Genomic DNA, 24,837 nt, shown 5'->3' on the forward strand with positions numbered 1-24,837 from the left:
GCCGCCCCGCTCCGCTCACTCATCTCATTCACCCGTATTCACTTTCCCGAGGGGTGGCAGTCCGAGAATCTCCCGGAAGCGGGCGGCGAGGCGCGTGACCGTCCGGGGGTCCGTCCCTTCCGCCGCCAGCAGGCCGGCGAGCCGGCGCACCGCGTCGCGGTACGCCTCCCCGGCGTACCGCCAGTCCGCGAGCACGGAGTCCGGGTCGCCCGGCAGGAGCATCCCGAGGGCCGCGTCCCAGGCCCGGACGGCGTCCGTGTGCGCGGTCGTGCTCTCGAAGTCCGTGAAGGCCGACCGCCAGATGCGGCGCGACGCGGCGGCCACGACGGCGTCGAGGGCGTCCGGCCACGGGCCGGGGCGGGCCAGCAGCAGCCGTACCCGGTCGAGCGGTGCCAGTCCGCTGCCCCGCACGCCGCCGCCGAGTTGCGCCTCGACGTCCATTCCGGGGGTGATCCCGACGCCCGCGTCCCTCAGTTCGGCCAGGGTGACGACGTCGGCGCCGGTGAACCCCGGCGGGTCGGCGGGCAGGTCCTCCGTCGTCACCTGACGGGTGATCCACCGGCGCCGGGCGTCCTCGGACGGCGGCGCCGCGAGCGGGGTGCCGTCGCCGGCCGTGATGACGTCGGGGGCGGGTTCGGCAGGCCGGTCCGCCAACGCGGGCGGACGGGTCCGCGACCAGTGCGCTCCCGTGTCGTCCTGGGGCGCGGTCAGCACCAGGAGGCTCTCGTTCACCGCCGGCCGCCGGTCGAGGAGCCGGAGGGGCCGCGTCGGCAGCCACACCGTCCGGGCGGCCCCCGTCCGGGCGGCGACCGCCTCGGCCAGGTCGGTGTCCCCCGCCCCGACCCCGACGGGGACGACCGTGACGTCGCGGTCCAGCCGCGCCAGGACGGGGTCGTGGGAGAGCAGTTCGGCGATCTCGTCGTAGGGCACCGGGCGGGTGGTGCCGTCCGGCCAGGGCATGTCGACCCGTCCCGGGGTGGTGCCGCTCATGTCCAGTACGTATCCACCGGGGTGGTCGCTCTTTCCGGCGCCCTTCCGGTGCCAGGGCGCCAGGGCCCCGCGGCTGTTGTTCAGGCCGCCGTCGGGCGAGATCACGTAGCGGTCCGCCCACAGGCGGCTCGGGGCGGGCTTCCCCGTCCACCTGCGGCCGGTGCTCGTGCCGTTCACGGAGGTGATGAGGGTGCGGTCGTCCAGCGCGCCGTTGCGTTCGAGGTCGTACGCGGCGAGTGCGGTGGGGTCGTAAGTGTCGCGGCCGAGGGCCGCCGCCGTGGCCGCCATCCGCAGCAGGTCCGCCCGCAGGGCCTCGTCCCGCGGATCCGTGCCGGTGCCCAGGTGGAGCGCCTTCGTCGTCAGGGCGTCGGGATCGGGATGGTTCTCCACGCTCTCCACGGCCTTGACGGTGGCCCACAGCGCGTTCTGCCGGTGGGCCGCGGTGACGTGCGCCGACGTGCGCAGGCCCAGCACCGCGCGGGCCCACTGGTCCGGACCGTGCCGGGCGATCAGTTCGCGGGCCCGGTCCACGGAGGGCAGGCGGACGAAGCCGGACAGCGCGGACCCGGGGCCGGTGGACAGGCGCGCCGACGCGGCTTCGAGCATCGTCCGTACGTCGGCCGGGTCCGGCGGCGCGGGGCGGGCGCCGGGGGCGGTCGTCAGGCCGTGGTGCGCGCGGGTGACCCGGTCGAGCAGGTCGAGCGTCAGCTCGCCGTGCTCCCGCAGGTTCCCGTCCCCGCGACGCATGACCTCCAGGGCGCCGATGCCGCGCAGCAGCCGGTGGTACGTGCCGGGCGGGACGTCCCTGTCGTCCTCCACGTCGACGCCGAACGTCACCCGCAGGGCGCGGACCAGGCGCAGCGCCGTGTCCCGGGCCATGGCGGGGGTGAAGTCCGGGGACGTCTCCAGGCCGGCCCGCGCGGCCAGGGCGTCGAGTTCGTCCGGGGTGGGTTCGGGGCGCACCTTCACCATGTCCACCGGGTCGTTCGCCGGCGTGGTGGGGATGCCGTGGTCGTACAGCTTGCCGTTCGCGTAGCGGCTCCAGTGCTCCCGGGTCGGGGCGTAGACCTCGCGCCCCGTCACGTTGGAGACGTCCTGGGCCGCCGACGAGACGGCGAGCGGGTCGGGGACGAACGGGCGGCTCCGCTTCAGGGCGGCGGCGGTGTACCCCTCCGGTCCGCTCCCCCAGCAGGACAGGAACACGAGGGGGGTGTCCCGGTCCAGCCGCGTCACGCTGCGGCGCCGCCGGAGGTAGCCGCCGGTTTCCGTGCCCCGGACCGGGACGTCGTTCTGGAGCATGTGCTCGACCATGAGGGTCTGGCCCGGCAGGCCGTGCACGAGGAAGAAGTAGGGCTTGCGGCCCTTCCACGGCACCGGCCGGGGCGCTCCGACCGGCTCGCCGGTGACCGGGTCGTAGACGGACCACTCCGTCGACCGGGTCAGTGCCTGGAGCCACGGCTCGCGCCGGAGCAGGTCGGCACCGTTGACCACCGCGCGGCCGACGGGCCGGCCCTCGTCGGTGAGGGTGACCGACTTGACGTCCGCGTCCCGGAGGGTCCTCCCGTCGATCGTGTGCAGGACGCCCGCGCCGGACTCCGGCCGTCCCTCGTCCGGGCCCAGGTCGTCCGGGTCGCTGGCGATCCACTCCCCCATCGGCTCGCCCAGCGGCTCGTCCGTCGGCTCGTCGCCGAGGGCCCGGTCGTCGGTCACCTCGATGCGGTGCCGGCCGGTGCCGGGGTCCGGCTTGAGGGCGACCTCGCCGCTGTGCGACCACAGCGTCCTGCGGGCCCGGGCCGCGGCCCTGCGCGGCAGGTCCAGCCCCATGGCGCCGGCGTTCGGCGAGACGAGCACCACCTCGGCGGCGTCCTCGCGGCCCGCCAGCTCCTCGTCCAGCGCGAGGAGTTCGGCGAACTCCTCCGGCGACAGCCGCCACCGCCTGCCGCCGTCCGGCAGGGACAGCCCGACCTTGGTGTGGTCGCCGTCCTTCGTCCCGATCACGTACGGGAGGGGGGCACCGGGCCGGCGGGCCCACAGCGGCGGCCGGGGGTCCCGGTCGTCGCCGTCCACCACGTCGTACGAGGAGACGTCCACGTCCTGGCCGGGCCGGCCCGTCCAGTTCCGGCCCAGCGGGGTGCCGTCCGGTGCGGTCAGGCGGGTGGCGTCGGACAGCAGGCCCTGCTTGCCCAGGTGGTAGGCGGTCAGCGCCGCCGGGCTGGTCGCCCGGCCGGCCGTCATCGCCTCGTCCACCAGCTCGTACAGCCGGCGCACCCGGTTCGACAGGTCGTCGGCGTCGAAGCGCACCGGTGCGGGAGCGGAGTGCGCGGACCCGCCGTCCGCGTCGCTGCCTGACTCACCGCCGGAGTCGCTGTCCGAGTCGTCGTCCGAGTCGGGGTCGTCCCCGGGGTTGTCGTCGAGGTGCAGGAGGTTCCTGGCGAGCCGGTCCGGGCCGGCGAAGTAGTCCTCCGGGCCGAAGTCCTCCGGGCTCAGTTCCGCCAGCCGGGCGACGGCCGCCGACAGGGGGGAACGGTCGACCGTGACGACCGCCTGTCGCCGTGCGGCCCGCCCGGTGACCCCGTCGAACGGTCCGACGGCGCCGATGTCCCGGCCGCCGCTCTCCGTGGTGATCGGGAAGTCCTCGGCCCGGACCGTGCCGCCCCGTACCTCCGCCACGTCGCGCACGGCCCGCTCGTGGAGCTCCAGCTGACGCCGGATCTCCTCGAGGAGGAGGTCGCGCACGCCCTCCGCCCGCTGCCGGCCGACCGTCCCGGCGTGCTCGACGGCGGCGCCCGACAGCGCGAAGCGGGGGCCGTTGCTGTAACCGGTGACCGTGATCCGGGGGATCCGGAGGCCCGCCCTGAGGTCCCGCAGGCCGGACACCACGATCTGCTCGGCCAGGTCGGCGAGTCGGCGGCGCTGGACCGGATCGGTGATGTCCCGGTGGCGGTGCTCGAAGGCGACCCGGGCCCCGGGCGGGGGCGGCACCGGGGTGGGCTCGGCGGGTCCGTCGTCGTCCGCCGCCGTCACGCTCCCGGCCTCGTCGACGTCGGCGTCGGAGTCGGGGTCGGGGGCGGGGTCCGACAGCGCCTCCCGACCGGTCGGCCGCGGCGCCGTGTCCGCCGGTGCCAGGGTGCCGGTGGAGGCCGGCGGCGCGGCGGCGGCGGTGGGTTCCGCGGCGTCGGAGGGCTGCAGCCGGCCGGCGTGCGCGGCGCGCAGCAGGTGTGCCAGGGAGCCGGCGGTCAGCGACCGGTCCCAGCCCTGCCGTGCGGCGTACCGGCCGACGGTGTGCCGGAGCCCGCCCCAGGTGAGCAGGCCGGGGTCGGCGTTGCCGGCCGCCTGGAACCGCAGCTTCTCGAAGGCGCCGAAGCCCTCGATCAGCTCGTGGAACTCCTCCTCGCGGGCCGGGTCGGAGTCGATGCGCACGCCGTGGGTCTGGCGCAGGGCCCGCACCCAGTGCAGGGCGCGGTCGGCGCGTCCCGGCAGGTCGTCGGGGAGCCCGCCCAGGTCGGCGAGCGCGTCGAGGGCGGCGGTCCCGGGCTCGGGACGGAACTCCTCGACGTGGCCCTCGGGGTTGTCGGGGTCGTCGTACACGACCAGGTGCGGCGGCAGGCCGTCCTCGGCCTCGCTCGGTGAGATCTGCCGGTCCACGGTGAAGACGGTGCGACGGGTCTCGTTGGCGACGTACTGGGCGGAGGAGGGATGGGCGAGCAGGTCCTGGTCGGCGCGCGTCATGGACAGCTCGCAGAGCAGCAGCCACACCGGCGCCTCGGGAGGCAGCGCCCGCATGCTCCTGCGCCGCGCCAGCACCCGGCCCAGCTGCCGGGGGTGGACGGCCTGGTTGGCGCCGGTGCTGCGGCGGGGCAGGGTGGTGCGTCCGCTGTCGCCGTGGCCGACGGCGATGTAGGAGCCGGCCAGGCCCCGCGGCAGGGGCAGCAGGCCGCTCTGCCGCCCGGCGTACACACCGGGCAGCCCTTCCATGACGTTGACGTAGTGCTGGATGGCGGACACCACCCGCAGGGCCTCCTCCCGCAGCGCCATGTCGTGCGCGTCGAGGAACGCCCGCCCGGTCAGTGCCTGCCCGTCGACCGTGACCAGCGGGTACGAGTGGATGTCGGAGTCGGGGAAGAGGGTGCCGTCCGAGGCCCTGACGGTGGCCTCCGGGTCGTCCGGGACCAGTTCCGGGTCGGCGGGGACCCAGGTGCCGGCCGGATCGCTCCCTGGGGTCGGCGCGGTCAGGAACGGCACCCGGCGGCCGGTCGGAGCCGTTTCGAGGCGCAGGTCGCCGTAGGTGAACCAGGCGCGGGTGCCGGTGCGGTCGGCGATCGCCCGTGCGAGGACCTCGTTGCGGCCGTCCTGCTCCCCGATCAGGACCACCACGGGCACGTCCGGCCGCCGCTCCGGGTCGTGCAGCACCAGTTCGGCGAACTCCTCGTCCGACACCGGGCTTCCGCCCACCAGCACCCTTCCCTCGGCGTTCCGTTCGGCCACCACCGCGTAGGCGTGGGGCCCCCAGGGCGACGGGGGAACGCCCCGGGGACCGGCGACCACGTCCATGTGCAGGTGGATACCGGGACGCCCGGTCCAGTTCCTGCCGTACGGCGCGCCGTCGGCCCCGCTGAGCGCGGACTGCTGCGGGTAACCCTGCCGGGTCAGCCCGTAGGCGGCGATGGCGTCCAGGCTGCCGGCGCGGCCCCGGCGATGGGCGCTGCTCGCGAGGGTGAGGGCGTCGTAGTGCCGGGCCGCGTCCACCTCCTCGTCCGGCGCCAGGTGCAACAGCATCCGGGTGACGCCGTCGAGGTCCAGGCCGGCGCCGAAGCGGCGGTGTCCGGCGCGCGCCGCCTCGATCACGCGCAGCGAGTTGAACAGCCCGGTGCGCAGCTCCTGCGAGAGCGGCCGGGAGCCGAAGGTGGCGTCGACGAGTGCCCACAGTTCCTGGAGACGTCGCTGGACCGCGCTGTCGGTGGGCGGCGGTGCGGCGGCGGACCGCGCCGCCGGCACCGGAGCCGGGTACGGCGACGGCAACGGCGCGGGGGTGTGCGGCTGCGGCGCGTGTGCGCCGGTGGCGCCGTCCCACAGGGCGCGGACGGCCACGTAGGGGTCGCCGCCGTCACCCGGGTCGCCCTCGGCGACGTCCCACAGCGCACGGGCGCGGGCCAGCGCCTCGTTCTCCACGTCGGTGGCCTCGACGGGGTTGACGTCCGCGGGGCGCGACCCGCGGGGACGGGCCGGTTCGACGCTGCGCGGATGACGGGGGCGGGGCCGGGGGCCCTCGCCGTACAGCCGGCGCAGCAGGGGGTACAGGGCGGGCTGGCGGGTGCGCACCCACTCCGGGCCGGCGTTGTTGCGGGGCAGCCCGGTGTAGGGGTCGCTGCCGCCGTTGGCCATGAGGTAGACGTTGGTGAGCTGGGCGAAGAACTCGAGCTCGTTGCGGCTGCTGTAGTTGGGGGCGCTGCGGCGGCCGTCGGCGTCGTAGCCGTGGAGGGGGCCGTCAGGCCAGTTGCCCGCCTCGCCGGCCCGTGTGGTGGTGCGGAAGGTGTTGGTGATGCGCTGCCGGTCGACGGCGTCCAGACCGTGCAGGTGGATGGTGTGGGCGAATTCGTGCAGGGTGGTCGAGTAGCCGTCGGGATAGGCGGACTTGCCGGTGCCGACGGTGGTGCGCTCGCCGAGCAGGTTCTCCTCGGTGACGGCCGCGGTGCGCGTGCCGACACCGCGGACGTCGTCCCAGGGGCGGCCGTCGCCGGTGACGGCGCCCCGCAGGAAGCGGAAGGCGTCCAGGGAGGTCAGTGCCTCGTTCCTGGGCACCACCACGACCCGCGAACCGCCCTTGAGCAGCCGCGCCGCGACGTCGGGGTCCTGCAGCAGCCGGGCGATCTGGGTGCGGGCCCGGTCACCGGCGGAGACGGGCTGCTCGACCCCGTCGGGCACCTGTGTCATGAGGCGCGCCGCGACCGAGGCGAACTCGGCCGGGGCGAGCCCGGCGCGCAGGGCGTCCACGAGCGCGGGGTCGGCGGCCAGCCGCTCGCGGTCCGCGGGCGGCAGCGACGCCAGCGCCGCGTCGCGGTCGGCGGCGGACAGGCCGGGCAGCCGGGCGGCGAGCGTCCGGACCGGGTCCGCGGTCACCTCCGGACGGACCCGCAGCCCGTCGGCCAGCGCGGTCAGTTCGGCGTGCAGCGCGGGCAGGTCGGCGTCGGTGACGCCGAGGGCGCGCCAGGTCTCCTCGTGGCGGGCGAGGGCGTCGGGGTCCAGGGCGGCGGAGTCGAGCAGTTCGCTGAGCCGTACGGCGAGGGAGTCGGCGGCGCCGGCGGGCCGCGCGGCACGGTAGGCGTCCTCGCGCGCGAGGACCGGCGTGACCGTGCGGGGGCCGTCGGCGGGAGTGCGGTGCAGCACCCACAGCAGGTCGAGGAGGTCGCGTCCGCGCAGTTCCGGATCGGTCCCGGTGGCCAGGGCGAGGGCGGCGTCGGCCAGGGAGTCCGCGGGTTCCGGCACGGTGAAGCCGTCGACCGTGACCGTGCCGGAGTCCGGCCGGTCCACCGCCGTGACCGTGATGTCGACGCCGTTCACCGACAGGTCGAGCACCCGGCCGCCCGTGACGGGCCGGACCCGCACCGACGCTCCGGGCATCTCCCGCTCCAGCGCCCCGCGGATCCCGTCGGCGGCGGGCGGGGCGGCCGCGGACAGCTGGAACTGCACGGCGCCCAGCGGCCGGGACTGACCGAACTGCACCCGGCCGCGGGCGGCTCCGGCCAGCACCACCGGGTGGCCGAGGCCGTGCAGCACGGCGCCGACCCGGCGCGCGACGTCCAGCTTGCCGGTGTCGTCACCGGACGGCGTGCCCGGCGTTCCCGAGGGGGCCGGAACAGCACGGGCGGCCGGAGTGGCGGTGGGCGCCGACGGCGGGGGCGGGGGTGCGGGCGGCGGGGGCTGTGCGGGTTCCTTCGGCGGGGCCGGGGGCGGTGCGGGGACGGTCGCGGCGGTCTTCACCTGGTCGGTCCGGACGACGACGCCCAGCCGGTCGCTGAACAGGGCCGCCACGTTGGTCAGCCAGTCGGCGGCCTCCGCCGCGTCCAGACCCGGCCGGACCGACTCGCTCATGTAGCGGCCCGACTTGTCGTTCACCACCCAGGAACGCAGCTTCTCGCTCCAGCGGAACTCGCCGGACACCCGGCTGCGGCCCGGCAGCGTCCGGCCGGCCTCCTCCCCGCCGTCGCCGGCGAAACCGGCGGCGATGCCGGTGTGGCCCAGCCCGTCCAGCGTCCGGCGCAGCGACTCCTCCGTCAGGTCGGGGTCCTTCTCCCGCATCCCCGCCAGCAGCGCGTCGAACTGCTCCGGCGTGACGATCCCGCTCAGGTCCTCCGTGCCCAGGATCACCCGCCCGTCATCGGTCACCGTGTACAGCCACACGGCGTCCCGGTTGCCGGTGATCAGCAGGTCCGGGTCGACCTCGTCCAGCGGCACCCACAGGGGGTTGAGCCGTACGTCGCCGTCCTGGTCGCGTTCCTCGTCCTTGATCCGCTTCGGGAGGACCGGGGCACCGAACCGGTCGCGGGCTCCGGCGTCGCTGCCGTCGTAGTGGTCGACGCCGTTGTAGTAGACCTCCGTCTGCCGCGTGGCGTTGTCGGGCCCGGCCTCGCTGACCCGTCGGGCGCCCGACGGAAGCGACCGCACCACGTCGACCCGAAGGTCGAACGCGTGCGCGAGGAGGGGCAGGAAGATCTCTCCCTCCGGCGTCCCCCAGCGCTGCTCCCAGTTGACGACGGCGTCCAGGAGCCCGGACAGTTCCGTGTCGTCCAGCGGTGCGGTGCTCTGCGTGTGGGCGGTGCCGAGCAGGCGGCCCAGTGCGCGGTCGTCGAGCTCGTCGGGTGTCGGCAGCAGGCCGTGCTGATCGAGGTGCTCGAACATCCGGCGCGGGCTCAGGTCCTCGGCCTCCGCCTCCAGGACGGCCCGGGCGTCCTGCGGGGAGACGCCCGGGTCGGCGGGGAGCGACGCCATGCGGGCGTCGACGTACCGCTTCAGCAGTTCGGCGGGGTCGAGGGCCTCGGGGACGGGGACGCGTCGGACGCCGTGGTGGGCGAGGAGGGCGAGCCTCTCGGCCCGGTTCATGCCCCGGACCCGTGCAGCGAACGCGTCGGCGACCGTCTGCCGGAACTGGCCGACGATCTGCGGATGCAGCCGACCCGCGCTGCGGGCCACGTAGTCCTCCAGGTGGGACCGCATGGCCCGGAGCGCGGCCTGTGAGGGACTGGTCGGGGCCTTGCCGGTCCTGGCGCGGACCTCGGTCTGGTGACGCAGTTCGGCGCGTACCGCGTCGGGGTCCCCGAGCCAGTCGTACGCGGCGCGGTCGGTGGCGGCGAGGCCGCCCAGACGGCTGCGGACGTGCACGGGGTCACCGGCCATGAAGGAGTACAGAAGGCACTCCCCCGTACCGGGCACCGGCACCCGGCGGCCTCTCGCCCGACCGTTGTCGCTCTCCGACTCGGAGCCCTTCTTGCCGTCCTTTTGAGACGGGTCCGGCTTCGGCTCCGGCTTCGGCTCCGATTTCGGAGCCGGCTCCGGCTCCGGCTTCGGCTTCGGCTCCGCCTTCGGAGCCGGCTTCGGCTCCGATTTCGGAGCCGGCTCCGGCTCCGGCTTCGGCTTCGGCTCCGGCTTCGGCTCCGCCTTCGGAGCCGGCTCCGGAGCCGGGGGCTTCGGGTCCGGCTTCGGGTCCGGGTTGGTCGGCAGGGCCAGCCGGTAGTGGCGGTCGTCGAGGCTCAGGACCACGTGTGCGCCGGAGTGGGGGGACGGGCCGACGAGTTTCTGGAGGTCGCCGGTGCCCGTCGGGTCCTCGGGGGCGAAGTCCTGGAAGCCGCCGTCGCTCCCGACCACCGTGACGCGCACGCCGAAGGTGCGTGCGGCGAGCAGCGGGAGCAGGTCGGCCGCGGCGTGGTTCCAGCCGGCCTCGGACGGGGCGTCGCCCCGGCGGAGGAGCTGGGCGATCGCCAGTTCGGCCCGTTCGGCGGGACTCAGATCGACGGCGTGCGGGATGAGACCGCCGAGGCCGTCGAACTCACGGCGGGCGGGGGTGTCCGTCCCGAGGTCCAGGCCCGCCGCGGCGATCTCCTCCGCGCTGAAGGCGTCGGAGTGGTCGGGGGCGACGGCGGCCAGCAGGTCCTCGTCGGCGTGGTCGGTGAGCCAGGAGACCGTCCTCCGGCGCATCTCGGACATCGCCCGCGGGTCGGTGAGGTCGATGCCCTGCGCGGCCAGCAGCCCCGGCGCGGCGCGTTCGAGGCCCTCGGCGAGCGCGCGGAAGAAGGCGTCGCCGTCCTCCGGCACGTCGTGGAGCGTGTACGTCTCGCTCGTGGGCGACGTGAGGACGGTGTCCGGTGCCTCACCGGTCCTGGTGTAGCGCGGCGGGGCCGGGGGCTTGGCCTTGGACTCCTTGGGCGGCGCCTGGTAGGTCACCGCGGGCGGCTCGGCGAGACCGTCCAGCTGCTTGCGGCCCTCCTCGGTGGCCGCGAGCCGGTGCCAGCGGGTGAGCTGGTCGGCCCCGGCCCGTACCCGGTGGTACTCCGCCGCGGCCTTCTCCGCCGTGTCCCTGAGCGCGTCCAGTTCGGCGCGCCGGGTCTCGAAGGCGTCGCGTGCCGTGTCCCGGCGGGCGGTGGCCTCGTCGAGGGCCCGGCGGGGCTCCCTCGCGGACAGCAGGGCCGCGTCGAGCCGCCCGTCGGCCAACGCCTTCTCGGTGCGCGCGGTCTCCAGCCGCAGGTCGGCCGCCTTCCGCAGTTTCCCGGCGGCCTCTTCCGCGTCGGCCAGGCGGGCCAGGGCGGCGTCCTGCTCGTCCCGCAGGAGCTCCGCCCAGCCGTCGTGCTCGGGCGCGGTGTACTCGTCCTCGGCGAAGGCGTCGGCCTCGGCCCGCGCGGCGGCCACGTTCGCGTCCGCGATGCCGTGGTCCCGGCGGGCGTCGGCCTCGGCCTGTGTCAGGGCCCTGTCCGCGTCCTCGACGCCCGTCCGGGCGAGGTCGACCGGGCGTGCCGCCGCGCGGGCGATCCCGGCGGCCTTGTCGAGGGAGGCCTGCGCGGCGTCGAGGTCCGCGCGCAGCCCGCCGGAGGCGCGCCGCTTCTTCCAGTAGGCCTTGTCCGCGTCGACCCACGCCTTGCTCGCGCTCTCGACCGCGTCCCACGCCTTCGAGACGCGCTCGGGGAAGTTCGTGTCGGTGATGACCCGCAGTTCGCGGGCGACGTCCTCCCGGATCCAGGTGACGACGTACGCCTCGGACTCCATCGCCTGCGGGCCCGACCGGGCCTTGGCGAAGGTCCCGCCCCGGATCCGGTTGGCGAGCCTGGAGTCCACGATGCCGCGGTGCACGTCGCCGACGCCGATCCAGGTGGCCGGGACGGCGAACAGGAAGGACCGGCCCGTCTTGGGCTTGAGGTTGCGGGAGGTCAGGTGGTCGTCCCCGACCGGCATGACGTCACCGTCGAGGTCGTTGGGACCGGGGCCGAAGGCTCCGATCTGGTTGAGGCCCGCGTTGTCGGGAGAGTCGTACAGGAAGCCGCCGCCGAGGCCCGAGGACTGGCTGTGCTCGACGGACGACGACGTGCCCGCGTTGTCCCCGTACCGTCTGAGCACCTCCAGTTTCTTGCCGTCGGCGACCGTCAGCAGCAGCGCGCGGCTGAAGTCGGGGGCCGAGCGCAGCGACAGCTGTCCGGTGTCGGTGCCCACGAGGGACTTCTCGGTCAGCCCCGCCACCTGGTAGCCGTCCGGTTCGGTGGTGCGCGGGAAGAACGCCGTGACCGCCGTGGAGCTGGTGCCGTCCTCCAGTGCCTGCGCCGAGCCGGTGCCCAGGCGGGTCAGCCCGGTCTCCCTGGTTCTGCGCAGGAGGTCGGTGAGGGCGTCGTCGTCGGGACCGTCCTCGGCCTCCAGGGCCCGGAGGGAGAAGCCGACGTCGTACGCCTTCGTGAGGAGGAGGTCGCCGGCCATGCGGATGTTCTCGATGCCGATGATCCCGCGCGGGTGCATGCCGTTCTCGGGGAAGGTGAACCGGCGCGTGACGCCGTCCCCGTCCCGGACCGTCAGTTTCCCCTCCACCCCGGAGAGCGGCACCGGGCGGGGCGGACCGGCGAGGGCGGGGTCGGCCGCCGGGTCGGGCGCGGGCAGCCGTCGGCCGGCCCCGGAGGTGCCGGTCCCGTCCGTCCCCGTGGATGACGGCGCCGGCTCCATCAGGCTGAGCGGCACGTGTTCGCGCAGCTCGCCGACGTCGTCCTCCTCGACGATGCTCAGCCGGCCCCGGAAGCGGTCGAGGGCCGTGGACTCCGCCTCCTCCAGGTCCGGGTCGGCCGGCGCGCCGGTGTGGGGGGTGTCGTCGGCCTCCAGGGTGATGCGCATCCGGTACGGGGTGACGACCTCCGCGTGCGGTTCGGTGGACGCCGCCCGGTAGATGGTGACGGTGGTGACCGTGTGGCTCGACGCGACCGTCTTCCGGTTGGATCCGCCCTCGGTGTACGTGGGTCCGGCGGCCGGGACCTGGGAGTTGCCGGTGTACACCATCTGGCTGGTCAGGAAGCCCAGGTCCGCGCCGGCCGAGAACTCGGAGTTCTGCTGGGCGGTCTCGATCGCCCGCCGGTTCTCCTCCAGTTCGGCGCTGTGGTCGAGTCCGTCGAACACGGGCGTCCCGGGGATCAGTTCGACGCGTGCCCGCACCCGCCGGCTGCCGATCCGGATGCTGTCCCAGCCCCAGCCGCCGGCCTTGACCAGGGTCGACGGACCGGTGGTCGTCATCTCCCCCTTGAGCGCCCGGGTGGCGCGGCCCGTCACCAGCTGCCGGATCCGCTCCCGGCTCTCGTCGTCGAGTCCCAGCTTCCCGATCCGCTTGTCGAACGCGAGCAGCACGTCCGTGGGGTCCAGCGCGTTCACCGCGTACGTGCCGAAGGCGGCGCCGCGCATCCAGGGCTGCGGCGTCCAGACCTGGCTCGTGTAGCGGGGGACGTCGCCCATGCCGTCGTCGATCAGCCCCATCCGGTGGGCGCTCTTCTCCGGCAGATGCCCCAGCAGACCGCCCGGGCTGGTCAGCGCGGTCCCCGCGGCTCCGGCGAGGGAACGCGGCACGAGGGCGCTGCCCGCCGCGGCCGTTCCGACGCGGCCGGTGCCCAGCCGGCTGGTGAACAGCGCGAACCAGTGCTGCACATCGCCGGCCACGAGCACCTGGTGGGTGAAGCCCTTGCGGTTCATGTCCGCGACGACGGTGCGTACGACGCTGAGACTGTACGTGCCGGTTCTCAAGACGGGGTTGGCGACGATTCCGTACGCGCCCATGAGTCCGTGCCCCGGATTCCGGGCGACGGAGTAGACCAGCTGGCCGCCGAAGACGAAGCCGGTGCTGTTGCTGGTCTTGCCGGCCGCCTGGCGGGTGCCGCCGAGCGTCATCTCGGTGTCCATGGACATCGACGGGGTGAGGGCGCGCAGGTTCCCGACCGTCGTGGTGTACCGGAAGGTTCCCCACAGCTCGCCGTACGGCCCCTTGCCCAGCAGGCCGCTGCCCACCAGGCCCAGCGGCCCCGAACTCTGGTCGAAGCTCGACGTCAGCTGCTGGGGGGTGAAGGTGCGGACGATGGCGTCCCGGGTGGGGGCGCCCTCCTTCACCAGCTGCCAGGCGCTGCCCGACGCCGTCCGCAGGACCCGGTCCACCTCCGCGGCCAGCGTGGGCGACAGCACCACGTTCACGATGACGAACGGGTGCTGCCGGAACTCCTTGAACTGCGGTGTCCCGCGGTCGGCGAGCCGTCCGGCGGGCTGTTGCGCGCCGGTGCCGGCGGGCAGGACGAGGTCGCCCTTCGCCAGGGCGAGGGCCCGCTCGCTGGTCATGGAGGTGGGCGCGGGCTCGTCGGACAGGTAGGGGTTGAGCGCCCCGTCCGCGTGCGGGTCCGCGTCAGGCGCGTGCTGTACGGGGACACCGATGAGCACCTGTCCGGTCATCGGGCCGCCGCCCCGCAGGTGGCCCCGCGGTGTCCGGCCGAAGAGCACGTTGACCGGTTCGTCCAGCACCAGCAGTCCCGGCAGTCCGAGGCCGAGACCGCGGATCAGGCCGCGGGGCCGCCAGTAGCCGCTCAGGCTCGCGGTGAGGGCGAGGTCGTAGCGGTACAGGTGGGTGGGCTGGTTGGTCACCGACATCGGCTCGTTGGTGACCGTCGAGCCGAAGCCGGTCTCCGACTCCCACTGCCGGCCCTGGCGTGCGCCCAGGGTCAGCCCGAGCGTGTTCCGGGGCAGGCCCGCCTCGTCGCGGTCGTTGTCGCGGCCCGAGAACGTGCCCTCGAAGCCCAGGTCCACGCCTCGTTTCGCGCTCGTCTGGCCGTCGATCCGGTCGACGCCCTGGGCGCTGAAGCGCATGCCCTCGTCGACGTCCTTGCCCTCGTAGCGGCGCCCGGTCAGCGTCCCGTGCACGAGGAGGGTGTAGTAGGTCGTCCCGACGGAGTCGGGGTCCCTGAGCCTGACCGGCAGGCCGACCGTGGTGAGCGCCTCCAGGTTCGCGGTGACGCTCTGCTGGGACAGCACACCGAGGATCTGCAGGGTGTTCTGGAGCGCGATCCGGTACTTGACGGGATCGGTCCACCGGGGCGGCACGGGCAGGCTCTGGGCCGCCCGGAGCACCTGGTCGGGCTTGCGCCTGAGCAGGTCGTCGAAGCGGGTGCGCCAGCCCTTCGGCAGGTCCGGCGGCAGCAGCTGGTCGAGGGGCACCACCAGGTCCTGGTTCAGGTTCGAGACGGCGTCGACCACGCCGTCGGCGAACGCGTCCAGCAGGGTGCGGCCGACGCCGTCCGCCGCGTCCGGGGTGACCCGGGTGCGCAGGCCGTCGTCGAAGGTGAACTCCTTCACCCGGTGCATGCCCAGGGTGCGCGGGCGGTCCACGGTCAGGTAGGGCGGCGCGTACGGTGGTGCGGCGCCGTTGCGCAGGGCGAGTGTGGTCCCGTCGTCCCATCCGGCCAGCCGCCGCGCCTCGGAGCTGGTCATCCGGTCCAGGCTCCAGGTGAGGAAGCGCGTCGGCGGCGCGTTGTCACCGGCCCGCCGCACCCGCACCGACTTCACGACCAGGTAGAGCGCGGTCCTGGGGCCCTTCACCTGTCCGGCCGACTTGAGGGTGCCGGCCGCGCCGAGTCCGACCGACCAGGTCTTCGCGTACGAGTACTGGGCGGTCGGCCCGAACTGGAGCCGCAGGTCGAAGGGGGCCGTGCCGGGGTCGAAGAAGTTGAAGGCGGGTCCGGCGACGGCCTGCAGCAGCAGGCTCCTGCCGTCGGCCCGGCTCCGTTCGCTGCGGACCGTCGAGGTGTTGATGTCCCGCATCTCGGCCTGGTCGGTCTCGCCGACGAGGATCGCCGTCTGCGGGATCATCTCCTCCACGACGAAGACGCCCAGCGGAGACTTCTTCCTGTCGTCGGCGAACAGCGGCGGGGTGGTGACGCGGCCGCGCGCCATCGTGCCGCCGTGCCGCTGGAAGCTGTCGCCGGAGAAGAAGATGTCCAGCTCGGTGTAGGCGGAGCTGCCGGGGAGGACTCCGATCTGCCGGGCCGCCCAGTCGCGGATCGCCGCGACGGGGCCGAACCCCTCGATACGGACGAAGCGGTACTGGGAGTCGCGGTCCAGGGTGATCGACCGGGGGATCCGGCCCGGTTTCGGGATCTTCGTCACGCTGTCGGGCAGGCGGACCAGGAGGCCCTTGCGGACGCCGAAGGAGAACCGGGCGGGCACGGCCGGGTCGGTCCCGGGATCGGGGGCGGTGCCGGGCTCGGGGTCGATCCCCGTGACGACCCGCCCGGCGGGATCGGTGACGCGGAACTCGTAGTGGATGTCGTCCAGGAACGCCCGCGACTTGTCCAGCGTCCGGGTCTCCATCTGGTTCATGCGCTGGTCGGTCAGCGTGTAGCCGACCTTGTTGATGAAGCCGAACCGCAGGGCGAGACGGCCGAAGCCGCCGAACGCCGCGGTGCCCGCCGGGCCGATCGGCCCGCCGAGGCCGTACTGGGAGTTGGCCTGCATGTTCTTGGTCAGCCCGAAGGTCGCGGCCGCCCGGTGCATGCTGTCGATCTTCGTCGAGTCGCCGATGCCGTCGTCGAACGGGGCCCAGTTGCCGTGGTGACGCGCTCTGACCCACAGGACGCGCGCCTTCCCGTCCGCGGTGACGTACGGGAACGGGCGTCCCTCGCCGTCCGCCAGCGTCTTCGGCTTGTCCCGGAGCGTCCGCCGGACGTCGTCCAGCAGCTGTGCGCCGTCCGCGGGCCGGGCGTCCGGCCTGCGTCCCAGTTCGCGGTCGATGGTGTCCAGGACGTCTTCCAGGCCGCGCAGGACGACCGTGCTCTGGCCGAACGTGCCCGGATTGGCGAGGAGTTGTTCGATCTCGGCGGCGGTCAGGGTGGACGGCAGCAGCGACTGGAGGTCGTCGACGTACGCGGGCATCCGTCGGCCGTCCTGGAACCGGGCCGGGGTGCGGCGCCTCGGCGGGGGCGCCATGGCGGGGTCGAGGCGCGGGGCGTCGGGAGACGGCGGGTCCGGCTCGGTGGTCGGCGTGACGAGGGCCGCCGCCGGGTCCGGCGGCGGGCCGGGAGGAGTGACGGTTTCCTTCCCGGTCGAGGCCGTGGTGGGTGACAGGCGGGTGTCCGCCGGGGACGCGGAGGCCGGCCGCACGGCCGACCAGTCTCCGGCCTGCTGACGCCGACCGTCCGCCGTGGGCAGCAGGGAGAGGACGTGCGGCAGCGACGGGTCGCTCTGGGCGAGCAGGCCCACGGGTCCCGGTGAGGTCCACACGGCGCGGGCGGTCCCGGCGCCGACGAGGGCTCGCCGGTCGGTGACCTGCGGGTCCGTCCGGGTCGGGGCCGTGGAGGCGAGGACGATGTCGGCCGTGCGCGGGAAGTCGTTCAGCACCGGGTCCACCGCGAGCAGTTCGGCGATCTCCTCGTAGGGGACCGCGGCCCGGAATCCGCCGGGCAGCTCCATGGTGAGGTGGTCCGGTCCGGCCTCGCCCCGCACCAGGAACGGGGCGGGCTTGGCGGGGTCGGTGGTCCACGGCATCTTCGCTTGGCGCAGCGGACGATGGCCGCCGTCCGGTGTCGCCGCCATGACGAGGGCGGACCTGACGTCCACCACCGCACCCGGTGGGCCCGGCGTCCAGCTCCGGCCGGCCGGGGCGCCCGAGCCGTCGAGCAGCAGGGTGTCCGGCGCGAGGGCGCCCAGGGTCTCCAGGTGGAACGCGCCCAGCGCGACCGGGCCGTCCACGTCGACGCCGACGGCCGCCGCGCGCGCCACCAGGTCCAGGAGGTCGGACAGCCGGTCCGGGTCGGGCCGGCCCAGGTGCAGCACCCTGCCGGTGAGGGCGACCGGGTCGGGGGTCCTGCTCTCCCACTCCAGGGTCTTCACGGTCGCCCAGAAGAACCGGGCCCGCTCGGGCGCCCCGATGACCACCTGGTCCGGGTCCAGCCCCAGGAATCGGGCCGCCTCTTCGTTCACCTCCTCGTCCGTGAGGCCGTCCAGTCCTTCGGCCACGGTGGTCACGTGCGGCAAGGTCACGAAGTCGGTGAGCACGGCGCCGGGGTCCCGGCGCACGGCGTCGGCGGCCCTGGCCAGCAGGTCCCGATAGGCGTCGGGTCCCAGCTCGCCGTCCGGATCGCCGTGTTCCGTCGCCCGGATCTCGCGGGCCGCGCGCTCGAACAGGTCCATGGAGAAGGGCACGGTGTCGCGCAGCACCGGATCGGCGGCGCGCAGGAACTCCAGCGCGCCGATGCCCGCGAGGAGTTCGCCGTAGCGGCCGTCGTCCTCGATCGCCACCCCGAACGTCAGCCGCAGTGCGCGCACCAGCCGCAGCGTCCGCTCGCGGACCTCCTCCGGAGCCGATCCCACCGGGTCGGTGTGCAGGCCGGCCGCGCGGGCGCGGTCGTCGAGCGCGGCGTCGTCGGGTTCCGGCCGGTGCTTCACCCACTTCCCGCGTCGGCCCCGCGAATCCATGGTGATGTAGTGGCCGACCCGGCCGTCCTTCTCGAACTTGAAGCCGACCTCCTGGGTGGCGCCGTAGACGGTGCGGCCGGTCTCGTTGGCCGCGTGCTGGCTCTGGCTGATGTCGGTCAAAGGGTCGGGGACGAACGTGTCCGTGACCAGCTTGCGCCTGCGGGTGACGCCCGGCGGTGTCGCGGCGAAGCACTCCTGCATGACGATGGCGTGGTCCTTGGGGAGCCGCGCCAGGCTCGGCCGGCGCCTGAGCATGCCGCCCACCGCCCGGTCCCGTTTGCGGTGGCGGGGGTTCGACCGGGTCGGCAGCGCCGTCTCGCCGGGCGAGCCGTGCCCGGCGAAGACGTACACCGGCTCGCCGGCGAACGGGACCGGTTCGTCGTCCTTGACCCAGGTCCCGTCCTGCCGGTTGACGTGGTAGAGCTCGGTCGCCGTCGCCGCGTGCCGGATCCCCCGCAGCAGCCGTACGCGGTCGCCGTCCTCGAACACGGCCCTGCCGATCGGTCCCTGGTCGGTGACGATGGTGTGGGAGTTCAGGTCCTGTTCCCAGAAGGGGGCGCGGGCGGACTCCGCGGGGTCGGGCAGCAGGCCGGGAGAGCTGCGGATCCAGTCGGTGCGGTCACTGCCCCGGGCACTTCGCAGGGGCACGACGTACGGGTGGGAGGCGCTGCCGTCCGGACCTTCGGCGACGTCCACGACCCCGTTGGCCGCCCAGACGTCCCTGCCGGTCCGGTCCGCCGCCCGTCGCGGCAGCTCCAGGCCGCCCCCGCCGGCGTCGGAGACGAGCAGCAGCACCGGCACGTCCGCCGGGAGCCCGCTCAGCTCGGCATCGAGGGCGAGGAGTTCGGCGAACACGTCGAGGGGCACCTCGCGCGGGGCGCCGTCGTGGCCGCGTACGACGACCTGGTCACGGTCGCCGTCCGCCCGCACGACGTAGGGGTCCGGGCCGCCGGGCCGGTGCCAGGGCGCGGGCCCCACCTCGTCGCGTGACAGGCCGCCGTCGGCCCGGGGACCGGTCCTTCCCGTACGGGTGAGGTCCAGGTCGTCGAGCCCGTCCTTGCCCCGGGTCCAGTCGCGGCCGCGGGGGCGTCCGTCGGGGCCCGTGGACAGGGCGTGGGTGGGCGACAACACGCCCTGGCGCCGGAGGTGGAGCGCGGCGAGGGCGGCCAGACCGCCCGCCGCCCGCGCCTCCTGTGCCGAGGCCAGCCCCAGCAGCCGGGCGCGCTGCACGTCGGTCACCGGATCGGCGGGGTCCAGGAGCAGCACCCGGCGGGCCACGGCGTCCAGGTCGAGCGGGCCGGAGTCCAGCAGGGGGTCGGTCCGGCGGAGCCGGTCGAGGTGTGCGAGCCCGTCGCGGATGTCCGGGTACAGGGGACTCGACATGATGTCGGGACCGTAGATGTCCGCCAGCAGTTCCCGGTGCCGGATCTCCTCCGGGGTCGGTTCCGCCCCCCGGTCCCCGTCCGCGCCGTCGTCCTGGTGGTCGGACAGCGGCGCGTCGAAACCCTCCAGCAGGCCGTCCAGGCTCGGCAACGGGGTGTCGAGGCCCCCGACCGGTCCGGGATCGAGGAGGTCGGCGAGCGCGACGGGCGGCTCGGACGGGGCCTCGGTCCCGGGACGGTCCGCGAAGGTGACGTCGTCCACTCCGGTGCCGCCGGCGCCGGGCCGGACGGCCGCCCAGTCGGCCGCCGCGGGACGCCCTGGCGCGCTGGGCAGGAGGGAGGGGACGTACGGCCGTGACGGCCCGGCCGGGGCCAGGCTCACACTGCCCTGCGAGGCCCATACGGTACGGCCGGTCCCGGCGCTGACGACGGCCCGCGGATCGGGGTCCGGGCCGCCGCCGGTCGGTGCGGTGGATGCCGCCGGGGCCGCCTTCGGAACGGCCAGGACGATGTCCGTGGTGTCCTGCGGCCGGGCGTTGAGCACCGGGTCGCGGGCCAGCAGCTCGGCGACCTCGTCGTAGGGGACCCGGGCGCGGAAGCCGCCGGGCAGGGTCATGAGGAGGTGGTCCCGGCCTCCGCCCGCCCACACCAGGTAGGCCGGTGATCCGCCGGGGGCGCTCCACGGCGGGCGTTCCTGGCCCACGGCCTGGTAGCCGCCGCCCTGTTTCGGGGCGGCGACGACGACACGGTCGGTGACCGTAGTCGTGGGCGCGTCCGGCGGGGTCGGGGACCAACGCCGCCCGGTGGGCACGCCGTTGAGGTCGAGCAACTGGGTCCGGGGCGCGAGGGCGCCCAGGGTCTCCAGGTGGAACGCGCCCAGCTCGACCGGGTTGTCCACGTCGACGCCGACGGCCGCCGCCCGGGCGACCAGGTCGAGCAGTTCGGGCCGCCGGGCCGGGTCGGGCCGGTCCAGGTGCAGGACCCTGCCGGTGAGGGCGTCCGGGTCGGGGGTTCTGCTCTCCCACTCCAGGGCCTTGACCGTCGCCCAGAACAGCCGGGCCCGCTCAGGCTCCCCGACGGCCGCCGGTCCGCCGTCCAGGTTCAGGACGCGGGCGGCCTCGGTGTCCAGGTCCTGGTCCGTCAGGCCGCCCAGCCGCTGTGCGGCGGCGGTGACATGGGGCAGGGTGACGAAGTCGGAGAGTGCGGTGCCCGGCCGGCGGTGTACGGCGTCGGCGGCGTCGGTGAGCAGGCCCCGGTAGGCGTCGGGGCCGGTGTCACCCAGCCGGCCCGCGTGGGCGGCGCGTTCGAACAGGTCCATGGAGAACGGGGTGAGGTCGCGCAGGGCCGGGTCGGCCGCCCGCATGGTCTCCAGCGCGCCGATCCCGGCGAGGAGATCGCCGTACCGGCTGTCGTCCTCGATCGCCGCGCCGAAGGCCAGCCGCAGCGCGCGCACCAGCCGCAGGGCCCGTTCGCGGGTGGCGTCCGTGACCGGCTGTTCGGGGTCTGTGTGCAGGCCGGCCGCACGGGCGCGGTCGTCGAGCAGCGCGCCGGTGGGTTCCGGCCGGTGCTCCACCCATTTCCCGCGCCGCCCCCGCGAGTCCGTGTAGAGGCGGTGGACGAACGTCCCGTCCGGTCGCGTCGCGAAGCTGACCATGTGGGTGCCGCCGTACGTGGTGCGCCCGGTCTCGTTGGCGACGTGCTGGCTCTCGCTGACGACCGCCAGCGGGTCGGGGACGAAGGTGTCGTCGATGCCCCTGCGGGTGCGGACCACACCCGGCGACGCGGCACTCGAGCACGCCTCCATCAGGACGGCGTGGTCCTGGGGGAGCCGCGCCAGGCTCGGACGCCGCCTGAGCATCCCGCCGGTCTCCCGCCCGCGGGTGTGGTGCCTCGGGTCCGTCGTGGTCGGCACCCGGGTCGCGCCCGGCCGGGCGTGGGCGCTGAAGACGTACACCGGCTTGCCGGCGAACGGGACCGGCTCGTCGTCCCTGGTCTCCTCCTGGGTGACCGGGTTGTAGTGCCACAGCTCCGACGACTCCGTCGCGAGCTTCAGCACCGCGATCCGGCGCGGGGCCTCGGAGTCCTCGAACACGCCCCTGCCGATGGTCGTGCCCCCGTCGCCGACGACGCTGTGCGACAGCATCTCGCGCTCCCACTCCGGCGCGTTCTCGCGCTCCGCCGGGTCGAGCACCTGGCCGGGGGTGCTGCGGATCCAGTCGGCGCGCGGCAGCCCGTCCCCGAACAGCAGGGAGACGACGTGCGGCTGCGACGGGTCGCGCTGCGGGGAGACCTTCACGGTGCCGTTGGCCGACCAGACGTCCCGGCCGATCCGGTCCGCCGCCCGGCGCGGGAGGTCCAGGCCGCGGGCGCCGGCGTCGGGGACGAGCAGCACCACGGGGGTGCCCGGGGGCAGCGCCGCGAGCCGGGGGTCGCGGGCCAGCAGTTCGGCGAACACGTCGATCGGCACCTGGCGCGGGGCGCCGTCGTAGCCGCGGACGACGATCCGCCGGTGGTCGCCCTCCGCCATGACGACGTACGGCTCCGGCTCACCGGGCCGGTGCCAGGGCGCGGGCTGCACGTCGCCGCGGCCCAGGGTGCCGTCGGGCTGCCGGACCACCTTCCCCACCTCGGTGAGGTCGAGGTCGGGGATCGTGGCGTTCGTCCAGTTGCGGCCCCACACGCCGCCGTCGTCTGCGGTCAGCGCCTGGGTGGAGGAGAGCGCGCCGCGGAGTTCCAGGTGGAAGGCGGCCAGGGCGGCCAGGCTGCCCGCCGACTCCACCTCCGGGGCCATCGCCACCCGGAACAGTTCGCCGCGCTGCGCGTCGGTCACCGGACGGTCGGCGTCCAGGAGCAGCACCTGGCGGGTCACGGCGTCCAGGTCGAGCGGGCCGCCGCGGAGCGCGGGAACGGCCTGCCGGAGCTGGTCGAGGTGCGCGAGGGTGTCGCGGAGGGCGGGGTGGAGGGGGCTCGTGGCGATGGCGGGACCGAACACGTCCGTCAGCAGCCGGTCGTACGGCGCCTCGGTGGTGGGAGCCGGCTCGACGTCCGACTCGGACGCGTCCTGGTCGTCCTCCCAGTTCATGATCATGTCGACCGAGTCCGGGGATCCGGGCGCGGAGGACTCCCCGGTCGGGATGCCGTCCGGCGCCCGGGAGCTGAGCGGCGTCTCGTCGACGGTGAGGGGCCGGGCGTGCTCCGCCGTGGAACCGGTGGCGGCCGGCGGTTCCTCGGACTCGGTGCGCACGGGCCGGTAGGGCTCCGGGACGTCGGACGTGGTCCGGGCCCCGTCCTTCGGCACCGCGGGGGACGGGCGGGACTGCCCGGACTCCTCGGGCGCGGGGGAACGGACGCCGTCCGGGGCGACCTCGTCCGTGTCCGGGTCCGACGGCTCGGCGGTGACCGCCGGGTCGCCGGGCGGTGTGGTCTGGGGCCGTGACTGCGGGGTGGCGTTCGGCGCGGCCTGGCCCGGGGGCGTGGTGGTCGACGGGGCGGGCGCGGTGTGGGTCGTGAGGGGCGCCGGTGGATCCGGCTGCTGCCCCTCGGAGGTGGACCGGGTCGTGTCGTCGCCCGTCGACCGCTGCCGTTCGGTCCCGTCCGGCGTGAATCCGCTGCCGCCCGTCCGGGTCGACGACGGCTCCGGGACGGAGGAGCCGACGGTGGCGGGCCTGTCGACCGGCGGGGCGTCGTCGGGGCCGGCGGTCCAGTCTGTTCCCGGGGTCCTGGTCACCGACGGGGTGAGGGTGGAGAAGACGGTGTCGGTGTCCGGGTCGTCCACGAAGGAGTCCCGGTGGGCGTTCGTGTACGCGTTCGAGGAGGGGGTGGAGTAGGACGACGGCTTGACCGCGCCCGTCGCCCCCGGGAGCCCGTACGCGCCGGTGCCGGTTCCGGTGCCGGTGCCGTAGTCCGGGAGGGAGGAGAGGGAGGAGACGGACGAGACGTCGCTGGTGTCGCTGAAGACCGACGCGGTGTCACTGGTGTCGCCGACGGAGGAGCCGGAGTCGTCGTACGCATCGCTGTACGTGTCGTCGTGGGTGTTCCGGTACGTGCCGCTGCTCGTGTACGGAGCGCTGTACGGGTCGTCGTGGAGGTCCTGGTACGCGCTTCCGCCGTCGTACGTCTTGCCGTACCGGTTCTCGTCCTCGTACCGGTCGGTGCTTCCGTTCCCGCCCTCGTACCGGTTTCGGCCGCCCGGGAGGTCGTTGACGTCGGCGGGGCCGAAGTCGGGCTTCCGGAAGAACTTGTCGTAAGCGAACTTTCCGCCGAACTCCGCGCCGGTGGAAGCCGCTTCGAAGACCAGGCCGCTGAGGCCGGCGCTCAGGAACGTGCCGGGGTTGAGCGTGAACGTGCCCAGGAAGATCAGGCTGGTGAAGGCCTCGGCGAAGGTTTCCGCCTGCCCCTCGTTGACGAAGCTGAACGGGAGCTCGGAGGCTTCCTTCCAGAAGGTGTTGTTCTTGAAGTACTTGTTGATGAACTTCCCGCCGACCTCACCGAAGACGCCCCCGAAGAGTCCCGCGAAGGCACCGGCGACCGCCGACTGGCCGATGTCCTTCCAGTCGAACTTGACGCGCCGGCGCTCCGGGTCGTCCGGCGCGGTCATGGAGATCAGCTGCGAGGCGAACGAGACGAACGCCTCCTGGATCGCCTCCAGCAGCACCGACAGCGGCGTGGGGACGGCCCGTCCCAGTCGCTGGAGGATCAGCAGGATGGTGAGCGCGGTGCGCGCCTTCTGGATGGCGATCTCGGTGAGCGACGTGCCGCCGGTGAAGACGGCCAGCGCGGCGATCAGGGCCAGTTCGATGTTCATCAGGATGAACTCGAGCAGGATCTGGTACTTCGCCTCGGACAGCTTGATGGAGCGGTCCACCTGCCGGGCGCCCAGGTCCCGGAGTTCGTCGGAGAACTTCTGCAGGTGGTTGTGGCCGTTGTCGTCGACGAAGAGCTTCATCGCGGCGACGAACTCGCCGGCGATCCGCGGCGGGAGCGAGTTCCCGGCGGTGGAGATCGCTCCCTTCATCGCGTCGGACAGGTCCCTGACGTCGTCCGCCAGCCGCTTGTAGGGGTTACGGCTGGCGAAGCCCAGGTCCTCGTTGCCGGTGGCGACGTTCGCGCCCACCCAGACCTCGATGAACTCCCGCAGTCCGGGCGGGAACATGATGGCCATTCAGCGCCTGTTCTCGCTCTCCGAGCCCTGCGCCTCGATGTCGTCCACCGCCTGGGTCTGCGGCCGCTGCACGTGGTCGGCCTCCGCGGCGACCGCGTCGACCAGCGCCATGAACCCGCTGGTGATGGCCAGGACCGTGTCCGCCACCTGCTGCTGTTCCTGCCGGACCTGCTCCCCGACCGCGTTGGCGAAGTCGTCGTCGCCGCCCTCCTCGCCCCACCAGCCCGCGTACGCGGCGCAGCCGGTCTCGAAGCGGGGCAGCATCTCGTCGCCGTAGCGGACGGCGTCGGCGAGGTGCCGGGAACCCTGCAGGATCGCCTGGATGTCGGCGGAATAGTTGCCGGCCAT

Annotated in this window: 2 protein-coding genes; both read right to left on the minus strand. The window is 74.5% G+C overall.

Translation table 11 applies throughout. From position 1 onward, the window contains the following. Positions 1-24: 24 nt before the first annotated feature. Positions 25-24,489, minus strand: a complete 24,465-nt coding sequence (locus ACH4F6_RS00860) for a lonely Cys domain-containing protein (protein ID WP_397957650.1) — start codon at positions 24,487-24,489, stop codon at positions 25-27. Next, entirely contained in the window at positions 24,490-24,837 is a 348-nt protein-coding gene (locus ACH4F6_RS00865) for a hypothetical protein (RefSeq protein ID WP_397957651.1), read from the minus strand. It lies immediately after the preceding gene.

The organism is Streptomyces sp. NPDC017936 (assembly GCF_044328485.1).
Classification (GTDB): Bacteria; Actinomycetota; Actinomycetes; order Streptomycetales; family Streptomycetaceae; genus Streptomyces.

Excerpts from the sequence above, each read along its gene's own strand:
- ACH4F6_RS00860 (WP_397957650.1), bottom strand. The coding sequence starts at position 24,489 with ATGGCCATCATGTTCCCGCCCGGACTGCGGGAGTTCATCGAGGTCTGG.
- ACH4F6_RS00865 (WP_397957651.1), bottom strand. The coding sequence starts at position 24,837 with ATGGCCGGCAACTATTCCGCCGACATCCAGGCGATCCTGCAGGGTTCC.